The sequence below is a fragment of the Maribacter sp. 1_2014MBL_MicDiv genome (assembly GCF_001865655.1).
GTDB classification, from domain to species: domain Bacteria; phylum Bacteroidota; class Bacteroidia; order Flavobacteriales; family Flavobacteriaceae; genus Maribacter; species Maribacter dokdonensis.
Genome location: NZ_CP011318.1, coordinates 2,547,389 through 2,566,183 on the forward strand (window position 1 = coordinate 2,547,389; position 18,795 = coordinate 2,566,183).

Annotated in this window: 20 protein-coding genes; 17 read left to right on the forward strand and 3 right to left on the reverse strand. The window is 35.2% G+C overall.

The annotated features are described in order from the left end of the window. Nucleotides 1-84 precede the first annotated feature (84 nt). Nucleotides 85-972 (forward strand): LysR family transcriptional regulator, encoded by an 888-nt coding sequence (locus YQ22_RS10640; protein WP_071341195.1) that lies wholly within the window; start codon nucleotides 85-87, stop codon nucleotides 970-972. Between the two features lie 132 nt (nucleotides 973-1,104). Then, nucleotides 1,105-1,662, forward strand: a complete 558-nt coding sequence (locus YQ22_RS10645; protein ID WP_071341196.1) for a nitroreductase family protein — start codon at nucleotides 1,105-1,107, stop codon at nucleotides 1,660-1,662. A gap of 9 nt (nucleotides 1,663-1,671) precedes the next feature. On the opposite strand, the gene YQ22_RS10650 is transcribed toward YQ22_RS10645, so the two are convergent. After that, nucleotides 1,672-2,187, reverse strand: coding sequence for a DUF456 domain-containing protein (locus YQ22_RS10650; RefSeq protein ID WP_071341197.1), 516 nt, complete (start codon nucleotides 2,185-2,187; stop codon nucleotides 1,672-1,674). A gap of 144 nt (nucleotides 2,188-2,331) precedes the next feature. Here YQ22_RS10650 and YQ22_RS10655 point away from each other — a divergent pair, with 144 nt between their 5' ends. The 6 genes from YQ22_RS10655 to hemW all read left to right on the forward strand — a co-directional run bounded on the left by YQ22_RS10655 (nucleotide 2,332) and on the right by hemW (nucleotide 7,257). Next, complete coding sequence (locus YQ22_RS10655) at nucleotides 2,332-2,694, forward strand: BlaI/MecI/CopY family transcriptional regulator (RefSeq protein ID WP_071341198.1); 363 nt, start codon at nucleotides 2,332-2,334, stop codon at nucleotides 2,692-2,694. Beyond that, nucleotides 2,691-4,532, forward strand: coding sequence for a M56 family metallopeptidase (locus YQ22_RS19330; RefSeq protein ID WP_071341199.1), 1,842 nt, complete (start codon nucleotides 2,691-2,693; stop codon nucleotides 4,530-4,532). The genes YQ22_RS10655 and YQ22_RS19330 overlap by 4 nt, the downstream gene beginning before the upstream one ends. A gap of 85 nt (nucleotides 4,533-4,617) precedes the next feature. Next, nucleotides 4,618-5,094 carry a hypothetical protein gene (locus tag YQ22_RS10665; protein WP_071341200.1) on the forward strand — a complete coding sequence of 159 codons (477 nt, stop codon included), beginning with the start codon at nucleotides 4,618-4,620 and terminating at the stop codon, nucleotides 5,092-5,094. A 5-nt stretch (nucleotides 5,095-5,099) separates the two neighbouring features. Further along, a complete protein-coding gene (ruvC, locus tag YQ22_RS10670) occupies nucleotides 5,100-5,657 on the forward strand; it encodes a crossover junction endodeoxyribonuclease RuvC (protein ID WP_058104024.1) in 558 nt (185 codons plus the stop codon). Between the two features lie 20 nt (nucleotides 5,658-5,677). Continuing rightward, entirely contained in the window at nucleotides 5,678-6,037 is a 360-nt protein-coding gene (locus YQ22_RS10675) for a four helix bundle protein (RefSeq protein WP_071341201.1), read from the forward strand. Nucleotides 6,038-6,123: 86 nt separating this feature from the next. Further along, nucleotides 6,124-7,257, forward strand: coding sequence for a radical SAM family heme chaperone HemW (gene hemW, locus YQ22_RS10680; protein WP_071341202.1), 1,134 nt, complete (start codon nucleotides 6,124-6,126; stop codon nucleotides 7,255-7,257). Between the two features lie 98 nt (nucleotides 7,258-7,355). On the opposite strand, the gene YQ22_RS10685 is transcribed toward hemW, so the two are convergent. After that, nucleotides 7,356-7,646, reverse strand: a complete 291-nt coding sequence (locus YQ22_RS10685; RefSeq protein ID WP_071342564.1) for a GIY-YIG nuclease family protein — start codon at nucleotides 7,644-7,646, stop codon at nucleotides 7,356-7,358. A gap of 469 nt (nucleotides 7,647-8,115) precedes the next feature. Here YQ22_RS10685 and YQ22_RS10690 point away from each other — a divergent pair, with 469 nt between their 5' ends. The 9 genes from YQ22_RS10690 to YQ22_RS10730 all read left to right on the forward strand — a co-directional run bounded on the left by YQ22_RS10690 (nucleotide 8,116) and on the right by YQ22_RS10730 (nucleotide 16,460). Next, on the forward strand, nucleotides 8,116-8,862 hold the full coding sequence (locus YQ22_RS10690) for a cyclase family protein (RefSeq protein WP_071341203.1): 747 nt from the start codon (nucleotides 8,116-8,118) through the stop codon (nucleotides 8,860-8,862). Between the two features lie 2 nt (nucleotides 8,863-8,864). Next, nucleotides 8,865-9,224, forward strand: coding sequence for a DUF4260 domain-containing protein (locus tag YQ22_RS10695; protein WP_071341204.1), 360 nt, complete (start codon nucleotides 8,865-8,867; stop codon nucleotides 9,222-9,224). Then, entirely contained in the window at nucleotides 9,217-9,843 is a 627-nt protein-coding gene (locus YQ22_RS10700) for a DUF4230 domain-containing protein (RefSeq protein ID WP_071341205.1), read from the forward strand. Before YQ22_RS10695 ends, YQ22_RS10700 begins: the two co-directional genes overlap by 8 nt. 18 nt (nucleotides 9,844-9,861) lie before the next feature. Then, on the forward strand, nucleotides 9,862-10,257 hold the full coding sequence (locus YQ22_RS10705) for a Dabb family protein (protein ID WP_071341206.1): 396 nt from the start codon (nucleotides 9,862-9,864) through the stop codon (nucleotides 10,255-10,257). Nucleotides 10,258-10,267: 10 nt separating this feature from the next. Continuing rightward, the gene (locus YQ22_RS10710) at nucleotides 10,268-10,810 is read left to right on the forward strand and encodes a GNAT family N-acetyltransferase (RefSeq protein WP_071341207.1); all 543 of its coding nucleotides are present in this window, start codon (nucleotides 10,268-10,270) and stop codon (nucleotides 10,808-10,810) included. A 1-nt stretch (nucleotide 10,811) separates the two neighbouring features. Next, nucleotides 10,812-11,165: an MmcQ/YjbR family DNA-binding protein gene (locus tag YQ22_RS10715; protein WP_071341208.1), complete on the forward strand. Its 354-nt coding sequence runs from the start codon at nucleotides 10,812-10,814 to the stop codon at nucleotides 11,163-11,165. Nucleotides 11,166-11,232: 67 nt separating this feature from the next. Further along, nucleotides 11,233-13,005, forward strand: a complete 1,773-nt coding sequence (locus tag YQ22_RS10720) for a MutS-related protein (protein WP_071341209.1) — start codon at nucleotides 11,233-11,235, stop codon at nucleotides 13,003-13,005. Nucleotides 13,006-13,053: 48 nt separating this feature from the next. Then, nucleotides 13,054-15,450, forward strand: coding sequence for a hypothetical protein (locus YQ22_RS10725; protein ID WP_071341210.1), 2,397 nt, complete (start codon nucleotides 13,054-13,056; stop codon nucleotides 15,448-15,450). Between the two features lie 8 nt (nucleotides 15,451-15,458). Further along, on the forward strand, nucleotides 15,459-16,460 hold the full coding sequence (locus YQ22_RS10730) for a metal-dependent hydrolase (protein ID WP_071341211.1): 1,002 nt from the start codon (nucleotides 15,459-15,461) through the stop codon (nucleotides 16,458-16,460). A gap of 3 nt (nucleotides 16,461-16,463) precedes the next feature. On the opposite strand, the gene tamL is transcribed toward YQ22_RS10730, so the two are convergent. Further along, nucleotides 16,464-18,749 (reverse strand): translocation and assembly module lipoprotein TamL, encoded by a 2,286-nt coding sequence (tamL, locus tag YQ22_RS10735; protein WP_071341212.1) that lies wholly within the window; start codon nucleotides 18,747-18,749, stop codon nucleotides 16,464-16,466. Nucleotides 18,750-18,795 lie beyond the last annotated feature (46 nt).

Consider the following 18,795-nt stretch of genomic DNA (forward strand, 5'->3'; position numbering starts at 1 on the left):
AGCTTTTGCTTTTCAAGAATTTTATTAAAATTAATATCTATTTTTAATACTTGGTAATATCAATTTTATCATCAATTCATAACTATGAGTAATCAAATAGAATTGCGGCACCTATCGTATTTCTTAGCGGTAGCCCAAGAACTACACTTTAGAAAGGCCGCGGAAAAATTATTTATTTCCCAACCCGGTCTCAGCAGGCAAATAAAGCAAATGGAAGAAATTATTGAAACCCAATTGTTTGAAAGAAACAAGAAAAAAGTGGGTTTAACACCTGCGGGGCACTATTTAAAAAAAGAGGTTGAATACATATTCAGCCACATGGAAAAAGTAGAGCGTCAATTGAAATTGGTAGGAGATGGTGATAGTGGCGAGTTACGGATAGGTTTTTTGGGATCTGCTATGCAACAGGTAATTCCAAAAATGTTATTACAGATAAAAGACAAGTATCCTAAAGTAAAAACATCTTTAGAAGAGCTTTCTAATTTTGCCCAGGTAGATGCGGTTTTAAAGGATAAGTTAGATATGGGTTTTGTCCGTGTAAGTAGGGTGCCTAGTACATTGGAAATGAAAACGGTATTTACCGATACTTTTTCTCTGGTATTGCCAGAAAGATATCCTATGTTGACCAGGGAGTTTGATGGTATGAATCGATTTGCGAATGAAGATTTTATATTATTTAGTCAGGCTTATAGTCCGCTGTATTATGATACTATTATCAGTATATGTAAAGATGCGGGATTTGCTCCAAAAATTTCTCATAAATCGGTTCACGCGCATACCATATTTAAATTGGTAGAGAATCATATGGGCATAGCTATTGTGCCCACATCTTTACAAAATGGCTTTCAAATGCGGGTAAAGTTTATTGAGTTGAAGGAGATACCCCAAAGAGCTAATTTGTCCGTCATTTGGAAAAAGGAACATACCAATCCTGTTCTTAAGAATTGTATGGAGTTGCTATTAGAAGGATAAGTTTTAATACTAATCTAACATAGAATGAGGTTTTCAAATCTTAATTTTACTTTGATTAATAAAAGAGATTAGAAAATAGAATAGAGAAAATAGAGCGTGCTGCGCTTGACGAACAAACGAACAACGAACATTATGATATTAGATATAATAAAGAAGAGACGATCGGTATTTCCGGTACAATATAATGGTACGCCCATTGAGAAAGCAGATATAGAGAAGGTGTTAGAAGCTGCAAACTGGGCGCCAAACCATAAATGTACAGAGCCTTGGCGACTTAAAGTCATTCAGGGTGATGCCAAGGGCAGACTTGGTGCGTTTTTGGCAAAAAAGTATGAGGAGTTAGACCCAAAGCCAAAGACATCCAAGATTAAAAAATTACAGGAGAACCCAAAAAAGGCAGCTGCTATTATTGCTATTTGCATGCAAAGAGATCCTAAAGAATCATTACCTGAATGGGAAGAGGTTGCAGCAGTGGCTATGGCCGTACAAAATATGTGGTTGCAGTGCACGGAAATAGGCATTGGTTCCTATTGGTCTTCACCAGGGCTGATAAAACACATGGGCGAGTTTTTAAACCTGGCCAATGGTGAAAAATGTCTAGGATTTTTCTATATGGGTAATTTTGATGGAGAGTTAAGTGAGGGTAAACGGGGGTCTATTAAAGCAAAAACCGAGTGGATTACCGAGTAATTCCTTTCTTTAGTTGAAGAAAGGAAACAACGCATTACTATGCTCCCATGCTTTTGAAATGAAGAGTCCCAAATAAACTATGGCGACCATGAATTTCAAAAATGTCCCCGTTAAAAAACCTAGAAAAGAACCAAAAGCCGCTTTCGTAGCGGTTTTTTTATCCGCCTTATTTAATAATTCACCTACCAAGGCACCTACAAAGGGCCAGATAATAATTCCAAAAGGTCCTAGAACTGGGAAAAATAAGGCAACCAATAAACCTATGGTCGTACCAATAACTCCGGCTTTTGTGCCACCAAATTTTTTGGTGCCCATGGCTGGTATTACATAATCTAACCCAAAAACGATCAATGCAATCGCCAAGGTAATGCCCAAGAAGGTCCAGTTGATGGCTATAGCGCTAGTAGAGTAGAGTAAAAGTAGACCTACCCAACTAATTGGTGGTCCTGGTAGTACAGGTAAAAAACTGCCCAGAATGCCTACGAGCATTAAAACAAACCCAAGAACTAATAAAAAAATATCCATTGCATATAATTAGTGTTGCCTATAAGACTAATATAGGGTGCATTTGTTACATGTGTGGTAATCATAATAAAATTTTTCAACTATAAAATTAGTTTAAACTAAATATTTAGTTATATTTGATCATAGAACTAAAAGATTAGTTGAATGAAACAATTGACGAAAGCAGAGGAGGAAGTAATGATCGTATTGTGGGAATTGCAGAAATGTAACGTAGCATCGATTATTGAAAAATTACCGGAACCAAAACCCGCTTACAATACCGTTTCTACCATTGTAAGAATACTGGAAAGCAAGGGTTTTGTTGATCATGAACAACTGGGTAAAGGCTATTTGTATTTTCCTTTGGTTAAGAAATCGGACTATAGTAATCAGTCCATCAACAAATTGGTAGACGGCTATTTTCAAGGTTCTTTTAAAAGTATGGTGTCATTTTTTATGAAGAAGAATGATATGAGCCTGTCTGAATTAGAATCGGTACTAAATGAAATTAAAAAGGAAAAACCATGATACAATACATTTTAGAGAGCATTGCCTTTCAGCTTCTTTTCTTGGTTGTTTATGATTTTTACTTGAAAAAGGAAACCTTTTTTCAATGGAACAGATTATATCTGTTAGGAACGTTTGTATTGTCTTTGGTTCTGCCTTGGGTAAAAATAGAAGCTTTTAAGCAACAAGTGCCACAAACCTTTGCTCCATATCCTGAGTATTTATGGAAATTGCAAAATGAAGCTGTTGTAGCGCAGGTTCAAGAATCATCGGGCTGGAATATTACTTGGCAAGAAGGTATTCTTTATGGCGGAATGTTAGTGGCTTTGTTCCTATTCTGGTTAAAAATTAGACAATTATATCTATTGAGAAAGAGTGGGGAAAAGGTTACATATCCCTTGTTTACACAAATAGTAATAACAAATAGCAACATTGCATTTTCATTCTTTACATCGATTTTTATTGGAGACAAGGTGTTGAAAATGAAACACGATACCATAATTGCCCATGAATTGGTACACATAAAACAAGGACATACATATGATTTATTGTTCTTTGAGTTTATGAGAGTGGTAGGCTGGTTTAATCCGCTAGTGTACGTGTATCAAAATCGTATTTCAGAATTACATGAATTTATTGCCGATGCTCAAGTATCAAAAGTGCACCAATCAAAACATTATGAGCAGTTATTGGCTCAGGTTTTTCAAACCGAACATATCTCATTCATCAATCAATTTTTTACTAAATCATTAATCAAAAAACGAATCGTCATGTTACAAAAATCAAAATCAAAGAAAGTATGGCAGTTGAAGTATTTGCTGCTAGTACCAATGGTGTTTGGAATGCTTCTATATACTAGTTGCGAAATGGATAAGACCACAACGGATGGTCAAGATTTAACTAAAAGTGATGAACTGTTAATGGCAGAGGTAAAGGCGGAGATAGAAAAGAATAATTTGGATATAAATTATATAACTACCTCTGGGTTATTAGAAAAATACAATGACCCAGAAACAACCATATCTAAATATGAATTTTTTCAATATGGGATATTGCAAAGTACAATGTTAAAAAACGTTCAGGAAGGATGGGCAAAAGATCATCCGGAAGAGGAAGCTCTTAATATTGCTTTTATGTTACCATCTACAGAACGGTATAATAATTTTGTAAGTCAAAGAAAAGCATATAAATTAATAGATAATGACTTAAAATCATCGGTTAAAGCATTTGGAAAGGATATTGCTTTTTATGATAACGGTTTAGGGGCTTATCCATCAGATTTTCTTGAATATAAAGTAAGTAATACATCGAAGCTTAGTTCAAATGAATTGCAAAAATTCAATGAATTGTTAGTTAGGTTAGAAAATGAACCTGATTATTTAACGAATATCATACTTTCTGATGATACAAATATATTTTTGATAAAGACAGATGTAAAAGGTTTCAGGGTAAATATTGAGTCCCAAAATGTTAAGATTGTAAGCGAAGAAGAATTTAAAAATTCAGATAACATTGATGTTGCCTTCGCTACTGTAGAAGAGGTGCCAATCTTTCCTGGCTGTGAAGATGCAGACGATAAGCGTGCTTGTTTAAATGAGAAAATTCAAAAACACATCAGTAAGCATTTTAACTATCCCAAAGCAGCTATAGATGCTAATATTGAGGGTAGGGTAAGTTCTATGTTTATGATTTCTTCAGAGGGAACTATAGAGAACATAAAAATGCGCGGTCCTGATAAATTATTAGAAGATGAGGTAGAACGTATCATAAAAAGGTTGCCACAAATGACTCCGGGAAAGCACCTTGGTAAAGCAGTTAATGTTCCTTTTTCAATTCCTGTACAGTTTAAGTTGCAGTGAGTATAAAGATAATATTTTATAGTAGGTTTTAATAGTTGAAATAACTCCTCAAAAAAATCGTAATTTCACCCGTAGAACAGGTGTAATGAAACGAGTTATCTATTTTCTTGTGTTAATTCTTATAAGTTCTTGTTCGTTCTTTGATTCTAAACAAAAAAGAACGCAAGAACTTATTAATGAAGAATTACGCCATATAGATTGGAACAGTGTAGATTCTTATCCTTTTTTCTATAGCTGTGATGAGGCAGTAACCAAAGACCAACAGAAAATTTGCTTTGAAGAAATCTTGATTTCCCATTTTCAAGAAACATTAAATGATTTTGAATTTACCTTAACGGATAAGGAAAGTGAAACCGTTGATGTCATCTTTGTAATAGATACTTTGGGAAGGATAAGAGTGTCCAACATAGAAAAGAATGTATTGGTGCTAGATCAAATGCCAGAATTTGACGGTGTGGTTACCCAAAGCTTAAAGAATCTTCCTAAACTTGCACCCGCTATAAAAAGAGGAATTCCGGTAAATACCAAATACCGTATACCCATTCAATTAAAAACAAACTAAGCATTTTGGCGAACGAAAAAATAATTTTGGGTATTGACCCTGGTACTACTATTATGGGTTTTGGACTCATAAAAGTGGTGGGTAAAAAAATGGAGTTTGTTCAAATGAACGAATTGCTTCTACAAAAGTATAACGACCCATATACCAAATTGAAGCTGATTTTTGAACGAACAATAGAACTTATAGATACCTATCACCCAGACGAAATTGCGATCGAAGCTCCTTTCTTTGGTAAGAACGTACAGTCTATGTTAAAGCTTGGTAGAGCACAAGGTGTTGCCATGGCAGCCGGACTCTCACGTCAAATTCCTATTACGGAATATCTTCCCAAAAAAATAAAAATGGCCATTACCGGTAATGGTAACGCAAGTAAAGAACAAGTGGCAAGAATGCTGCAAAGTGTATTAGGACTTAAAACACTCCCTAAAAACCTAGATAGCACGGACGGACTAGCTGCTGCCGTTTGTCATTTTTATAATGAAAGCAGAATTGATGTTGTGGGTAAAAGCTACTCTGGCTGGGATGCATTCGTGAAGCAGAATGAGAAACGTGTTAAGAAGTAATCTTCAATTAACAATTAGCAATGAATAATGAAAATCCTCTTTTGAGTAAGTCTTATGATTTTGCTTTAAAAATTGTCAAACGATATCAAGAACTTACTAAGAAAAAGAGGGAATATGTTTTATCTAAACAACTTTTAAGAGCAGGGACATCTATTGGAGCTAATATTGCAGAAGCTAACGGAGCAATTTCAAAAGCAGATTTTTCTTCTAAGATTTCAATAGCTTATAAAGAAAGCCTAGAGACTAAATATTGGTTAAGCCTTTTAAAGGATTCAGAATATATTGAATTGTCAATTGCGAATGGGTTAATTGAAAAAGATGATGAGCTTTCTAAAATTATGTTCGCTATACTTAAATCTACAAGAATTAAAAATAAGTGAGAATTAGATGATTATTAGAAAACAGCTAATATGTAATTTTTTATTGCAAACTGATAATTGCTTATTGCTAATTGTTAATTGAACAAATGAGCGGAATCTACATCCACATCCCATTTTGCAAGCAGGCTTGCCATTATTGCGATTTTCATTTTTCTACTACAATGGGGAAGAAAGAAGCAATGGTGAAGGCATTGTGTAAAGAGCTGGAATTGCGCAAAGCCGAATTTTTAGGTGAACAGGTAGCTACTATTTATTTTGGTGGTGGTACACCTTCGGTCTTAGAGACGGAAGAGATTGAACAACTGATTGCGGCGGTTCGTGAACATTATAATGTTGTGGACCGTCCGGAAATTACCTTAGAAGCGAATCCTGATGATTTATCCGAAGAGAAAATTTTGCAACTGGCAGCTAGCCCAATTAATAGATTGAGTATTGGCATTCAATCTTTTTTTGAGGAGGATTTAAAGTTGATGAACCGTGCACATAACGCTCTGGAAGCTGAAAAGTGTTTGCAATTGGCAAGCGAACATTTCGATAATATTTCAATTGACCTTATTTACGGTATGCCTAATATGACCTTAGTTCGGTGGAAACAAAATATTGATAAAGCATTAGGTTTCGGTATTCCTCATATTTCAAGTTATGCCTTAACGGTTGAGCCAAAAACGGCATTGGCGAAATTTGTTGAAGACGGATTGATTACTCCCGCTACCGACGAAGAAACTCAAGAGCATTTCAACGTATTGAATGAAACCTTATTGTCAGAAGGATTTGATTGCTACGAAATCTCCAACTTTGGGAAACCCGGTTATTACTCCCAAAACAATTCTGCCTACTGGCAACAGAAAAAGTATATAGGTGTTGGTCCGTCCGCACATTCTTTTGACGGTGTGCAACGTGGATGGAATATCGATAACAATCCCAAATACATAAAATCCATAGCACAGAACATAGTACCCATGGAGGTTGAGGTACTTTCTTCGACCGATAAGTATAACGAGTATGTGATGACGGGCTTGCGTACTATATGGGGAGTTTCCTTATCTAGAATTTCAACCGAATTCGGACCTAAATACAAAGAGTACGTTTTATTGCAAGCTGATAAATTTATAGAAGAACATTTGCTGTTCGTGGATGGTGACATCTTGAAAACCACTAAAAAAGGCATGTTTTTAGCCGATGGTATTGCGGCAGATCTGTTTATGGTGAATTTGAAATAGTACAAAATATGCTGTCAGTTCGAGTGGTTTTTTATTGGAGTGAAACGGAAATGAAAAATTGTATCGAGAACAGGTTTGGAACATGAAAGTTTCTCGATTTACCGAAATTTCTTTTTCGCAAGATTCGGTAATTTTTCATATTCCCCAGCTATCAAGGCATTCTTCTTCGCTTGAGACCATTTTTTTATTCGTTTTTCGGTCTCTATAGCCAAGTTAGGATCAGTAAATTCACAATAAAAAGCGAGTATTACAGGTCGTCTTTTGCTTGTGTAACTATTCTTATATTTTCCAGATTGATGAGATTCTAATCTTTGAATTAGGTTAGATGTTATTCCGGTATAAAAGCTGTTGTCAGCACATTCTAATATATAAACATAGTAAGTAATCACATTTTCAATATACGATTTAGATAGTAACAAAAAAGTTCTCGATACAAATTTCCTCGTGCCTCGTAAATTCACTCGAAGAGACATTGGTGCTTGAAATAAACTGTTTGTAAAGGTTGAAGTCTAACGTACCGTCAGTTCGAGTGATTTTTTATTAGAGTAAAACGGGAAAATAAAATTGTATCGACAACGGATATTCGAACACGCTAGCTTCTCGATACAAATTTCCTTGTGCCTCGTAAATTTATTCGAAGTGACATTGGTGCTTGAAATAATCCGTTTGTAAAGGTAAAAGTAAAAGGTACTGTCAGTTCGAGTGATTTTTTATTGGAGTAAAACGGAAATGAAAAATTGTATCGAGAACGGGTCCGGAACGCGAATACTTATCTGATCTATATGCTTTAATCATAACCGCACAAAAAGTCGTAAATTTCTTATCTCAAAACAACCTTGTAATTTGAGCATAATTAAAATGAAAACTATCATTACCCACAATGCTAACCAGTATCAAATTGACCTGTCTAAACCATTGGATATTTCTATTGCCATAACCAATAAAAAGGATAATGTCAACGCATGGTATATTGATGCTCCCAAAATAGAACCGCATCGGGATAAGGATTTTGTTGGTAGTATTCCTGCAGGTGCCAGTACTAACTTTTATGATATTTGGTTTAATCCGCATTCGCATGGTACGCATACTGAATGTGTAGGGCATATATCAGCTGAACATCAATCTGTAAACAAATATTTACAACAGTTTTTCTTTCTAGCGGAGGTCATTACTATTTCACCTTCAAAAGAAAACCAAGATTTGGTCATTACTAAAGAACAGTTACAAAAAGCCTTAGGTGGAACAACTCCTGGCGCATTGGTGATAAGAACTTTGCCCAATACAGCTATGAAATTAAACCGACAGTACTCCAATAGTAATCCGCCATACATTATAGAAGATGCCATGGTGTTTTTGAGAGAACTTGGTGTTGAACATTTACTAATAGATTTACCTTCTGTAGATAAAGAAAAGGACAACGGTGCTCTTTTGGCACACAAGGCCTTTTGGAATTTTAATGGGGAAGTAAGATTAAATGCAACGATTACAGAATTTATTTATGTTCCGGAATCGATTGTTGACGGTTCGTACTTTTTAAATCTACAGGTGGCACCTTTTGAAAATGATGCCAGCCCAAGCAGACCTGTGCTTTATAAAATTGAATGATTATGAAAAATCTACTGAAATTAGAGGAACTCGCCTTAATGGTTCTTGGTATTTTTATGTTTGGTCTATTAGGTTATCAATGGTGGTGGTTGCCGGTTTTGATACTTACTCCAGATGTTTCTATGTTAGGTTATTTATTGGGTGCTAAAATTGGGGCAATGTCCTTTAACCTATTTCATCACAGGGGTTTTGCCGTGCTTTTGTATTTTGTGGGTATTTACTTTATGCTGCCCATTGTTCAATTAATAGGTACAATTCTTTTTATACATACGGCTATGGACCGTATCTTTGGTTACGGACTTAAATACGATAAAGGGTTTAAGTTTACGCATTTAGGCGAAATAGGAAATAAAAATGGATAATATTTTTGATACGATTCTAGGTCTGGTTTTAGGGGCCATTGGTATGTATTGGCTCTTTAATTTTTTTAAGGGCAAGAAAAGTAAAGAGATAACCACACACCAATCTACCGTGTTGTTGGAAAAAATGAAAAGCGTTTGCAAATTGATCTCTGTAGAAGGGGAATTTGCCGAAATCTACAAATATGAAAATGTAAAGGATTTCATGAGTTTGGTAAGCAGTAAAAAGAAAGCACTTGTTGTTATAAAAGCGAAGGCCCATATTGGTTATGATCTAAGTAAAATACTAATGCATGCAGATGAGAGTAAAAAAACAATTGTTCTTGATAATTTTCCTCAACCAGAAGTATTGAGTATTGAACCAGAATTGGAGTTTTATGATATTAAAAGCGGATTTTTCAACTTCTTTGCTCCTGATGATCTTACAAAGTTGAACGCAGAAGCCAAGAGTCACATTAGAGAGAAAATACCGGAAAGCGGATTGATGGATACGGCCAGAAAAGAAGCCTTGCAAACCGTTTTGATTATGGAAAAAATTGTGGAAACTATTGGGTGGACACTTGATTATACTGCCCTAAAAATTCCACAAAAACAAATAGAACTATTAGAAGAAAAACAGTAATTAAAAATGAATTTTAAAATGAAAAACTTAATTTGTATCCTTGTAATAACACTAATGACCACTGTAACTTTTGGTCAAAATGATGATAAAATGACAGAATTTGATGCTAATTTTTCCCATACTGTATTTTTTTGGTTGAAAAATCCTGATAATCAAGCAGACAGAACCGCTTTTGAAACTTCTTTGCGTAAATTTTTAGATAACTCTGGTTATGCGAAGACAAAATTTATTGGCACTCCTCCAAAGGCTAGTAGAGATGTAGTAGATGGTTCTTTTACCTATTCATTGATCGTAAGTTTTGATTCTGCGGAATCTCAACAAGCCTATCAAGATGAGGCTCCTCATAAACTGTTTATAGAAGAGTCGGAAAAGCTATGGTCTAAGGTAATCGTTTACGATTCCACAGGAATCTAAGATCGATATTATGGTTTTTAGAAAGGCTGCTAAAGTTGATGTTGAGAACATTGCAACTTTACATTCCGTAAGCTGGCAGCAAAATTATAGAGACTCCTTTAGTGATCATTTTTTAGATCATCAGGCATTCGATAATAGATTAATTGAATGGAAAAAGCGCTTTGAAAATCCGTCAGATGATCAATTTGTTGTTATAGCGGAGGAAGATGGCGAGTTTTTGGGTTTTATGTGTGCCTATTTCAATCATGATGCCCAATACGGTACATTACTGGATAATTTACATGTAGGCTTACATACTCAAGGAAAAGGTGTAGGTACAAAATTAATGGCCGCTTTAGCGGAAGAAATCCTAACGCGGAATAGTGAAAATGGTTTTTACCTATGGGTTTTAGATACCAACGCCGCTGCGATTTCCTATTATGAAAAAATAGGTGGCGTTGCTATGGAAACTGTTGAGTCTAATGATATTGGAGATAAGACTTTTTTAAAAATCAGATATTATTGGCAAAATGCCTCAGCGTTTTTAGAAAAGGTAAAATCCAAAAAATCATAAAATGAATGTTGAAGAATACCGGGAGTACTGCATAGCGAAAAAGGGTGTTACAGAATCCTTTCCTTTTGATGAGGTTACCCTGGTATTCAAAGTAATGGGCAAGATGTTCGCCTTATGTGGTTTGGATCATGTGCCTTTGCGTATTAACCTAAAATGTGATCCTGATAGGGCTATAGAACTTCGTGAAGAACATGATGGTATTATAGAAGGCTGGCACATGAGCAAAAAACATTGGAATACGGTCTACCTTGATAGCATCTCTAAAGACTTAACAAAAGAGCTTATTGACCATTCGTACGATTTGGTAGTTTCTAAACTGACCAAAAAGCTTAAGGCGGAGCTTGAAGCACTTTAAAACTACTTTCCATTTATAGAAACCATTTTCTAAGGTTATCTTTACCTTTTATAATAGGTTTATTTGAATGAATAATTTACAAGAGTTTTATACCACTAAAGTAAACGGTTTTGAAAAACAGATCGAGGCACTGAACAAACAGTTATTTACGTTCAGTATACTTCGTTTGCTAATATTTCTTGGGACCATTGTTGCCATATATTTCGCATCTGTAGATGCTAAATATGTCATTGGTGTATTGTGTGTGGGTATACCGTTGTTCTTGTATCTGGTGAGCAAATACACGAATCTTAAACATCAAAAATCAAAATTAGAGGCATTAAAGGAAATTAATGCGGTAGAGTTACAGGTGTTGAATAGGGATTATTCTAACCTTCCCAACGGAAAGGAATATGCTGACGATATTCATTATTTCAGTCAAGATATTGATCTTTTTGGCGAAGGTTCTTTTTATCAAGTTTCCAATAGAACAAAACTTGCCGAGGGTAGCTTATTGTTGGCAGATATCTATAAGGAAAATTCCATAAATGAGATAAAGGAAAAACAAGAAGCTATTGCCGAGATAGCGGAGAAAGTAGATTGGAGGCAAGAGTTTTCAGCCATGGCAGCATTGACGAAAACAGAAACTTCTACACGTACTATCACTACTTGGTTAAAGAACTATAAGTCCTTTGTGCCAAAGGCGATGAAATTTATTCCTTCCGTATTTTCTATTATTTCAGTAACTATATTCATAGCGTACTTTTTGGATTATCTACCAGAATCAGTGTTGATTACATGGCTGGTTTTAGGAATGGTCATTGTTGGTTTGTTTACTAAAAAAGTGACCAATTTAGGTCAAAGTGCCTCAAAAATGAAGTCTACGTTTGATCAGTATAATCAGCTATTGGCTATGATTGAAGAGACTGAATTCACTTCAAATTTATTAAAGAGGCAGAAGGCGAATATTCTAAGTAATGGGGAGCAAAATTCTAAGGTCTTAAAGAAATTTGCTTCGTTATTGAGCAATCTAGACCGAAATAATAATCTATTGTATTTAATATTTGCTAACGGATTTTTTCTTCGATCGTTAACCGATTGTCTTGCAGTAGAAAAATGGATCGAAGAACACGGTAAAAGTGTGGAAACCTGGTTCAATACTATTGCATTTTTTGATGCTTATAACAGTTTAGGGAACTTTGCTTTTAACCATCCAAATTTTACGTATCCTACAATTACTGATGATGAGGTGGTGTTGAAATCCAAAAATGCAGGTCACCCCTTATTGGATCCCAAGAAAAGTATCTTGAATGATATTACTATAGAGGGCGGACAGTTCTTTATTATCACAGGAGCGAACATGGCAGGTAAAAGTACGTTTTTAAGAACGGTATCCTTGCAGATTATGATGGCGAATGTTGGTTTGCCAGTTTGCGCAGAAACGATTAGTTATTCCCCTATAAAATTAATAACGAGCATGCGTACTACAGATTCATTGACAGATGATGAGTCTTACTTCTTTTCTGAGTTAAAACGCTTACGTTATATAGTAGATGAAATACAAGTTGACCGTTACTTTATTGTACTGGATGAAATCTTAAAAGGAACAAATAGTACTGATAAGGCATTAGGATCTCGAAAGTTTGTGGAACGCTTGGTGAAAAGTAACTCTACAGGGATTATAGCCACTCACGACCTTAGTCTATGTGAAGTCGCCAATGAATATAATGCGGTTAAAAACCATTATTTTGATGCTGAAATCATAGATAACGAATTGCATTTTGATTATACGTTCAAAGATGGTATATGCCAAAATATGAACGCTTCTTTTCTGTTAAAAAAGATGGGGATTATTGAGTAAGAATATTTTATTCATAGATTTAACGGTGTAATATTTTTCCGTCTTTTTATGCATAGAATAACGCTTTTATTTCTTATTCTGATTTCAAATATTCTGTTGGCCCAAAATGAAATTGGTAACAAATTGGTCAAGGATAAATTCTTAAAGTATTTTGAATTACCACGAGAGTCCGTATTTCTACATACTAATAAAACAACGTACATAGTCAATGAAGAAGTTTGGTTAAAAGGTTATGTGTATGATAGGCATAATGGTAAACCGTTCAGTGAAACTACAACGGTTCACGTAGGGTTGTATAATGTTGACGGCAAGAAATTTGATGACTATCATTTTAAAGCAAGCAATGGTTATTTTAAAGGTAATATCGCTGTAGATTCAATGCTTGCGAGTGGCGAGTATTATCTTCGTTCAAGTACCAATTGGATGAAGAATTTTATAGAAGATGATTCATTTGTTCAGAAGATTACCATATTAAATGAGAAGCTAATTGAAAAGGCTAAATCAGTTAGGGAATATGATATTCAATTTCTGCCTGAGGGCGGTAATTTAATTGAAGATGCACCCGGTGTTATGGGTGTAAAGGTGACTGATGCTAATGGCTATGGTGTAAAAATAGTAGAAGGGTCGGTATTCGATACTAATGATACGCAAGTTGCTAGATTTTATACATCAATTTTTGGTTTAGGGAAATTTAATTTTAATCCAAAGGAGGGTATTGAATATGTGGCTAAAATAAAATTTGACGATGGTAGTACAAAAACGACCAAAATACAAAAGCCTTCTAAGGTTGGTATTTCTTTTACCGTAAAGAGTTTTAATAATGATCAGTTCATTATAAGTCTTACTACAAACGTTGCAACAAAAGAGATTATTAATGAAAAACAGTTTTATTTGTTGGTGCATAAAGATTGCCACGCAAACAGAATACCGCTAGCTTTTCCTAAAAATAGTCTGTTTGTATCTAAAGTTTTAAACAAGGAAGTGCTTAATAAGGGAATGAATATCTTGACCTTGTTTAATTCTGACGGTAAGCCCATAGCTGAACGATTAATTTTTAATTATGCAGATCTTTTTGATGCTAAATTAGAAGTACGCAAATTGGCTTTAGAAACCGATTCATTGAAAATACAAGTGAAACTGCTTGATACTGATGTATTTCAGCAAAACTTAAGTGTCTCTGTTTTACCGGGTAACACAATTTCTCACAATCAAAAAAACTCTATTTATAGCACCTTTTATTTAAAACCCTATATAAAAGGTTTTATAGAAAATCCTAAATATTACTTTGAAGATATAACTACAAAAAAACAGAATGAGCTAGACCTTTTGTTAATGACACAAGGTTGGTCTCGGTACGATTGGAATGATATTTTTAGAGGACCTCCAAATCAATTTTATGAATTTGAAAATGGAATTGATTTGGAAGGTACTCTTTATGGACAAGAAGTTTCTTCTAATGATAAACTGTTGGTTAGTTATCCTGATAATAGAAGTAGGTATTTGGATATTTTAGATAATAAATTTCTTATTCCAAAATATTTTCCTGAGAAAGGAGACATGTTGGAATTCACTTTAATAAATAACAAAACATTAAGAAAGCCCACTGTTGGGATAAATATGGTTACGGCCGAACTGCCTGAAAAATTAAATCAAATTTGGAATGAGAAAGTTATTCCTAAACCTGAAGATTTTAACGAAAATATTAAGATGTCCGGATTAATTTCTGCCGATAATACAATTAATTTAAATGAGGTTACCGTGGTTGAAGAAAGGATGAAAACAACGGTAGAAAACAATGTTTTTATCCCTAAATACCTAAAAGGCAAAATGACCGAAGTAACAGAAGATATAGAAGTAAATTTTCCGTTAGTAAGTGATATAATTAGGTCTAGAGGTTACTATGTAAGAGAAGAGCTAAGTTTTGGTAGTACAGATCGTGTCATTATTAGAATACGTACCGTGCAGTCGTTTGAATCTAAAAGGGCAATGCCTGTACCTGCTATTTATTTGAATAATGTACGGTTAAATACTTTTGACCTTTTATATAGAATGCCAACTAACGAAGTGGAAAGTTTTTTAATTGATAAAACAGGAGCTGGTGAAGGAGTAAGGGGTTCTGGAGGTGTTATAAGAATATACACGCGCAGGTTACCAAGGGGGTATACGGATAAAGGTAGTTCAGATAATACTATTTTTAAGTATGAGTTTAAAGAAGGGTTTGAAAAAGTAAAGAAGTTTTATACTCCTAAATACACGTCATACTTTTCCAATGAATTTGAAAATTTTGGAACCATACACTGGGTTCCTGAGTTAATTACTAATGAAAACGGTATTGCGACCCTTAAAATTTTAAATACGTTTCAATCTAATGTCACTTTTTTTATTGAGGGTATGGGGACGGAAGGTCAATTAATTTCTGCTGAGAGAAATCTCATAATTGAATGATATACTAAATGGATTCATTAACACAAATAGTACTAGGGGCAGCCGTTGGTGAAGCCGTGCTTGGTAAAAAAGTGGGTAATAAGGCAATGTTGTATGGAGCTATTGCCGGTACCATACCAGATTTAGATGTTATTACGCGTTATTTCCTTGATACGGTTACGGCAACGGAATGGCATAGGGGTTTTAGTCACTCCATATTCTTTTCAGTGCTTTTTGCTCCTGTGTTCGGGTGGTTGGTCTGGAAGATAAATAGGAAAGAATCTGCAACTTGGAGAGAATGGTCATGGTTAATGTTCTGGGGATTGTTCACTCACCCGTTATTAGATGCTTTTACCACTTGGGGAACACAATTGTTCTGGCCCTTTAATACGCGGTTGGCATTTCAAAGCATTTTCGTAATAGACCCTTTATACACTATTCCTTTTATCATTTTTTTGATTATGGCAATTTTCAAAAAAAGAACTTCCGTTAAACGTCAAAAATATGTTCATTTAGGGCTTGCCATTAGTACAGCATATTTGCTATTTACCCTTGTTTTAAAAGGAATCGCTTTTCAAAGATTTGAGAATGCCTTAATGGAACAAGGTATTGTTTACAGTGATATGAATACACGCCCGGCGCCATTGAATACGGTATTATGGATGGCGAATATAGATACTGAAGATGCGTATTTGATGGGAGAGTATTCTTTTTTTGATACTAAGGATGTTTCATTTTCTGCATTTCCAAAGAATCATGAACTGTTGGGTAAATGGGCGGATAATGATAAGATAGTACGACTTATTAAAATAACAGAAGGCTGGTATACCATTACAGAAAGAGAAGGGGACCTTTATTTAAATGATTTAAGATTTGGACTTATAAGTTTGGATGAAAACGAAACCCAATTTGCCTTCAGTTATAAACTGGTGCCCAATGGGGAAGATCTCATTGTGGAAGAAAGACCTAAATTTAAACGGGATGCAAAACGACTGATGACTGCCCTTTGGAAGCGTATGTGGGGAAATTAGGTGTTAAAAAGGATAGCCAATAGCAAAGTTTAAGGTCATGTTATTATCGGCATTTCCAAAGAAAGGTACGTTCCATCGTTCGTTTTTAGCTTCGTACGGAATTCTTAATGGAGACGCAAGGTCAAGACGGATAACAAAATTTTGAACATCTAATCGTAAACCAAACCCTACTCCCGCAGCAACCTCAGTAAGCCAGTCTTTTTCAAATTTACCATCTGTAAAAAGTGTTTCGGAAAAACTGCTGTTCAGTTGGTTTTCTTCTAGTTCAGAGTAGTCACCGGTCAGCCACACATTACCTGCATCAACAAAAAAAGCGCCTTTTAAATAGGAAAAAAGTGGAAAACGATATTCTAAATTAGCTTCTAGCTTAAGGTTACCGGATTGGTCAAAATAATCGGTAGTGGCATTTTCAGTTTCCGCATTAAAATTACCGGGTCCTAAAGAACGGATGTTAAACGCCCTAACACTATATGGACCGCCGGAATAAAACTGTTTAACAAAGGGTAATGTTGAACTATTGCCGTATGGAACGCCCCAACCTGCATAAATACGGGATACCAAGGTGCGCTCCTTTTTCCAACGTAGGTACAATCTTAAATCTGCATCGGCTTTTGCATATTGGGCGTATGTAGAGCCAAAAATAGTTTCTGAACCACCGCTAATAAGATTTAGCATATTACCGGCAATATCAAAGTTGGTTGAAAAGTAAATAGGAGCCTCTTTACTAAGTTTGGATACTTCGTCATAGGTGAAACTATAGAGCAATCCTGCTATAAAACGCTGCTCAAAACTTTGACTCAAATATTCATTGTCGTCTAAAATTGCCTGAAACTCATCGGTTACATTTGATAGCCTTGAGTAGTTTATACTGATGGGGTCTAGGGTGTGGTATACATATTGGTTTTCTTGCCAGGTATAGCCAAAAGATGCATTTACAGAACTTAAGGTAAATAATTGGCTACGCTGTAAAAAATCGTAACCTAAAGATATTTTTGTTTTTGGTACGGCATACTGAAACCTACTGGGTGAAAACGGTATGGACCTGGGTATTACTAGATCGGCACTTATACCACCTGCTATACTGCTTAAACTGGAATTACTGCCGCTTGATAATTGCGATTCATAACTAAAATTGGCGGAAACACTAAAGGTCTCACCACCGTTGAACACATTTCTGTTGGTGTGGCTCAGAAGAATGCCGGGACCGGTAAAGCCGTTAGATTTTGATACGGCCTGTATTTCTGCCCTAATGGAGCGTTTGGTCAATGGTGCCAAATAAATGCTTGCTGCCAATGAACCGCCATTACCATCGGTAGCCGTAGTATCCAGTTCCGTGTATTGTATGTTTACATATTTGTAACTGCCCAATGCAGATAATCTATTGCTTGTTTGTTTAGAAATATTGGCATTGTATAGGTCACCCTCATTGAATAATAGATAGGATTCTAAAAGCTTTGGTTTAAAGTATAGCTCATTCTGTACAAAATCAATACTGTCTATTTGGGTTACATTTTCTTCAGTTAAGGGCAGTGTGTCACCTTCAATGGTGTAATTGGGGTAAACGGTAATGGAATCAATAGTGTACGGAATTGATGCCCGCGCGGGAACATTTTTTTTTAGTCTAAGAAAAAGGTCAAATTTTCTGTTTTTATATTGATTGGTATCTGCCTCAAAAATGAGTAGATCTTCTTGACTGTTGTAAAACCCTTTTTGTTTTAATCCATTGTTTAATCTTGCTCTTTCGGCCTTCAGTAAATCTAAATCAAATCTATCTCCCTTTGCCAAAGAGGTTTCCGAGAGCATTTTTTCTATTTCTTTATAAATGGGCAATGAGTCAGATTCAAGATGATAGTTTTCCAAAACATAGGGCTGCGGCATACTGGCCGTATAATTGACTGAAGCGAATTTGTCGTTGTTGACTACTTCAGAAGATGATTTGCTATAGAAGAATCCATTATTGTCCAAGCGATTTAAAATCAATTCTTCTACACGGTCTGTATTTACTTCAGAAAAATATACCGGTTCTTCCCCAAAAGATTTATTCAAAAATTTATATAGAAATCCAGGTTTTTCTCGCTGCGCCTTGTAATGAAAAAATAGGGCAGGCTTCATGCCTAAAAATGTGGTATTCGGGTTAGGTTCAATAAGGTTTAATAATTCGGCCTTTACCTCTTTACTGTCATGTATCTCACCTTCGGAAAATAACTCAAGCTCGGCACCGGTGTACAGTTGCTCTCCTTCGGGAATATATTTTTCAATGCCGCATGAATATATCAGCAAAAATGCCAAACAAATTAAAGTTCTATATGTGCAGTTGTTCGTTTTCAATGTACCG

Coding starts and splice junctions, on each gene's coding strand:
- YQ22_RS10640 (WP_071341195.1), top strand. CDS start 85: ATGAGTAATCAAATAGAATTGCGGCACCTATCGTATTTCTTAGCGGTA.
- YQ22_RS10645 (WP_071341196.1), top strand. CDS start 1,105: ATGATATTAGATATAATAAAGAAGAGACGATCGGTATTTCCGGTACAA.
- YQ22_RS10650 (WP_071341197.1), bottom strand. CDS start 2,187: ATGGATATTTTTTTATTAGTTCTTGGGTTTGTTTTAATGCTCGTAGGC.
- YQ22_RS10655 (WP_071341198.1), top strand. CDS start 2,332: ATGAAACAATTGACGAAAGCAGAGGAGGAAGTAATGATCGTATTGTGG.
- YQ22_RS19330 (WP_071341199.1), top strand. CDS start 2,691: ATGATACAATACATTTTAGAGAGCATTGCCTTTCAGCTTCTTTTCTTG.
- YQ22_RS10665 (WP_071341200.1), top strand. CDS start 4,618: ATGAAACGAGTTATCTATTTTCTTGTGTTAATTCTTATAAGTTCTTGT.
- YQ22_RS10675 (WP_071341201.1), top strand. CDS start 5,678: ATGAATAATGAAAATCCTCTTTTGAGTAAGTCTTATGATTTTGCTTTA.
- hemW (WP_071341202.1), top strand. CDS start 6,124: ATGAGCGGAATCTACATCCACATCCCATTTTGCAAGCAGGCTTGCCAT.
- YQ22_RS10690 (WP_071341203.1), top strand. CDS start 8,116: ATGAAAACTATCATTACCCACAATGCTAACCAGTATCAAATTGACCTG.
- YQ22_RS10695 (WP_071341204.1), top strand. CDS start 8,865: ATGAAAAATCTACTGAAATTAGAGGAACTCGCCTTAATGGTTCTTGGT.
- YQ22_RS10700 (WP_071341205.1), top strand. CDS start 9,217: ATGGATAATATTTTTGATACGATTCTAGGTCTGGTTTTAGGGGCCATT.
- YQ22_RS10705 (WP_071341206.1), top strand. CDS start 9,862: ATGAAAAACTTAATTTGTATCCTTGTAATAACACTAATGACCACTGTA.
- YQ22_RS10710 (WP_071341207.1), top strand. CDS start 10,268: ATGGTTTTTAGAAAGGCTGCTAAAGTTGATGTTGAGAACATTGCAACT.
- YQ22_RS10715 (WP_071341208.1), top strand. CDS start 10,812: ATGAATGTTGAAGAATACCGGGAGTACTGCATAGCGAAAAAGGGTGTT.
- YQ22_RS10720 (WP_071341209.1), top strand. CDS start 11,233: ATGAATAATTTACAAGAGTTTTATACCACTAAAGTAAACGGTTTTGAA.
- YQ22_RS10725 (WP_071341210.1), top strand. CDS start 13,054: ATGCATAGAATAACGCTTTTATTTCTTATTCTGATTTCAAATATTCTG.
- YQ22_RS10730 (WP_071341211.1), top strand. CDS start 15,459: ATGGATTCATTAACACAAATAGTACTAGGGGCAGCCGTTGGTGAAGCC.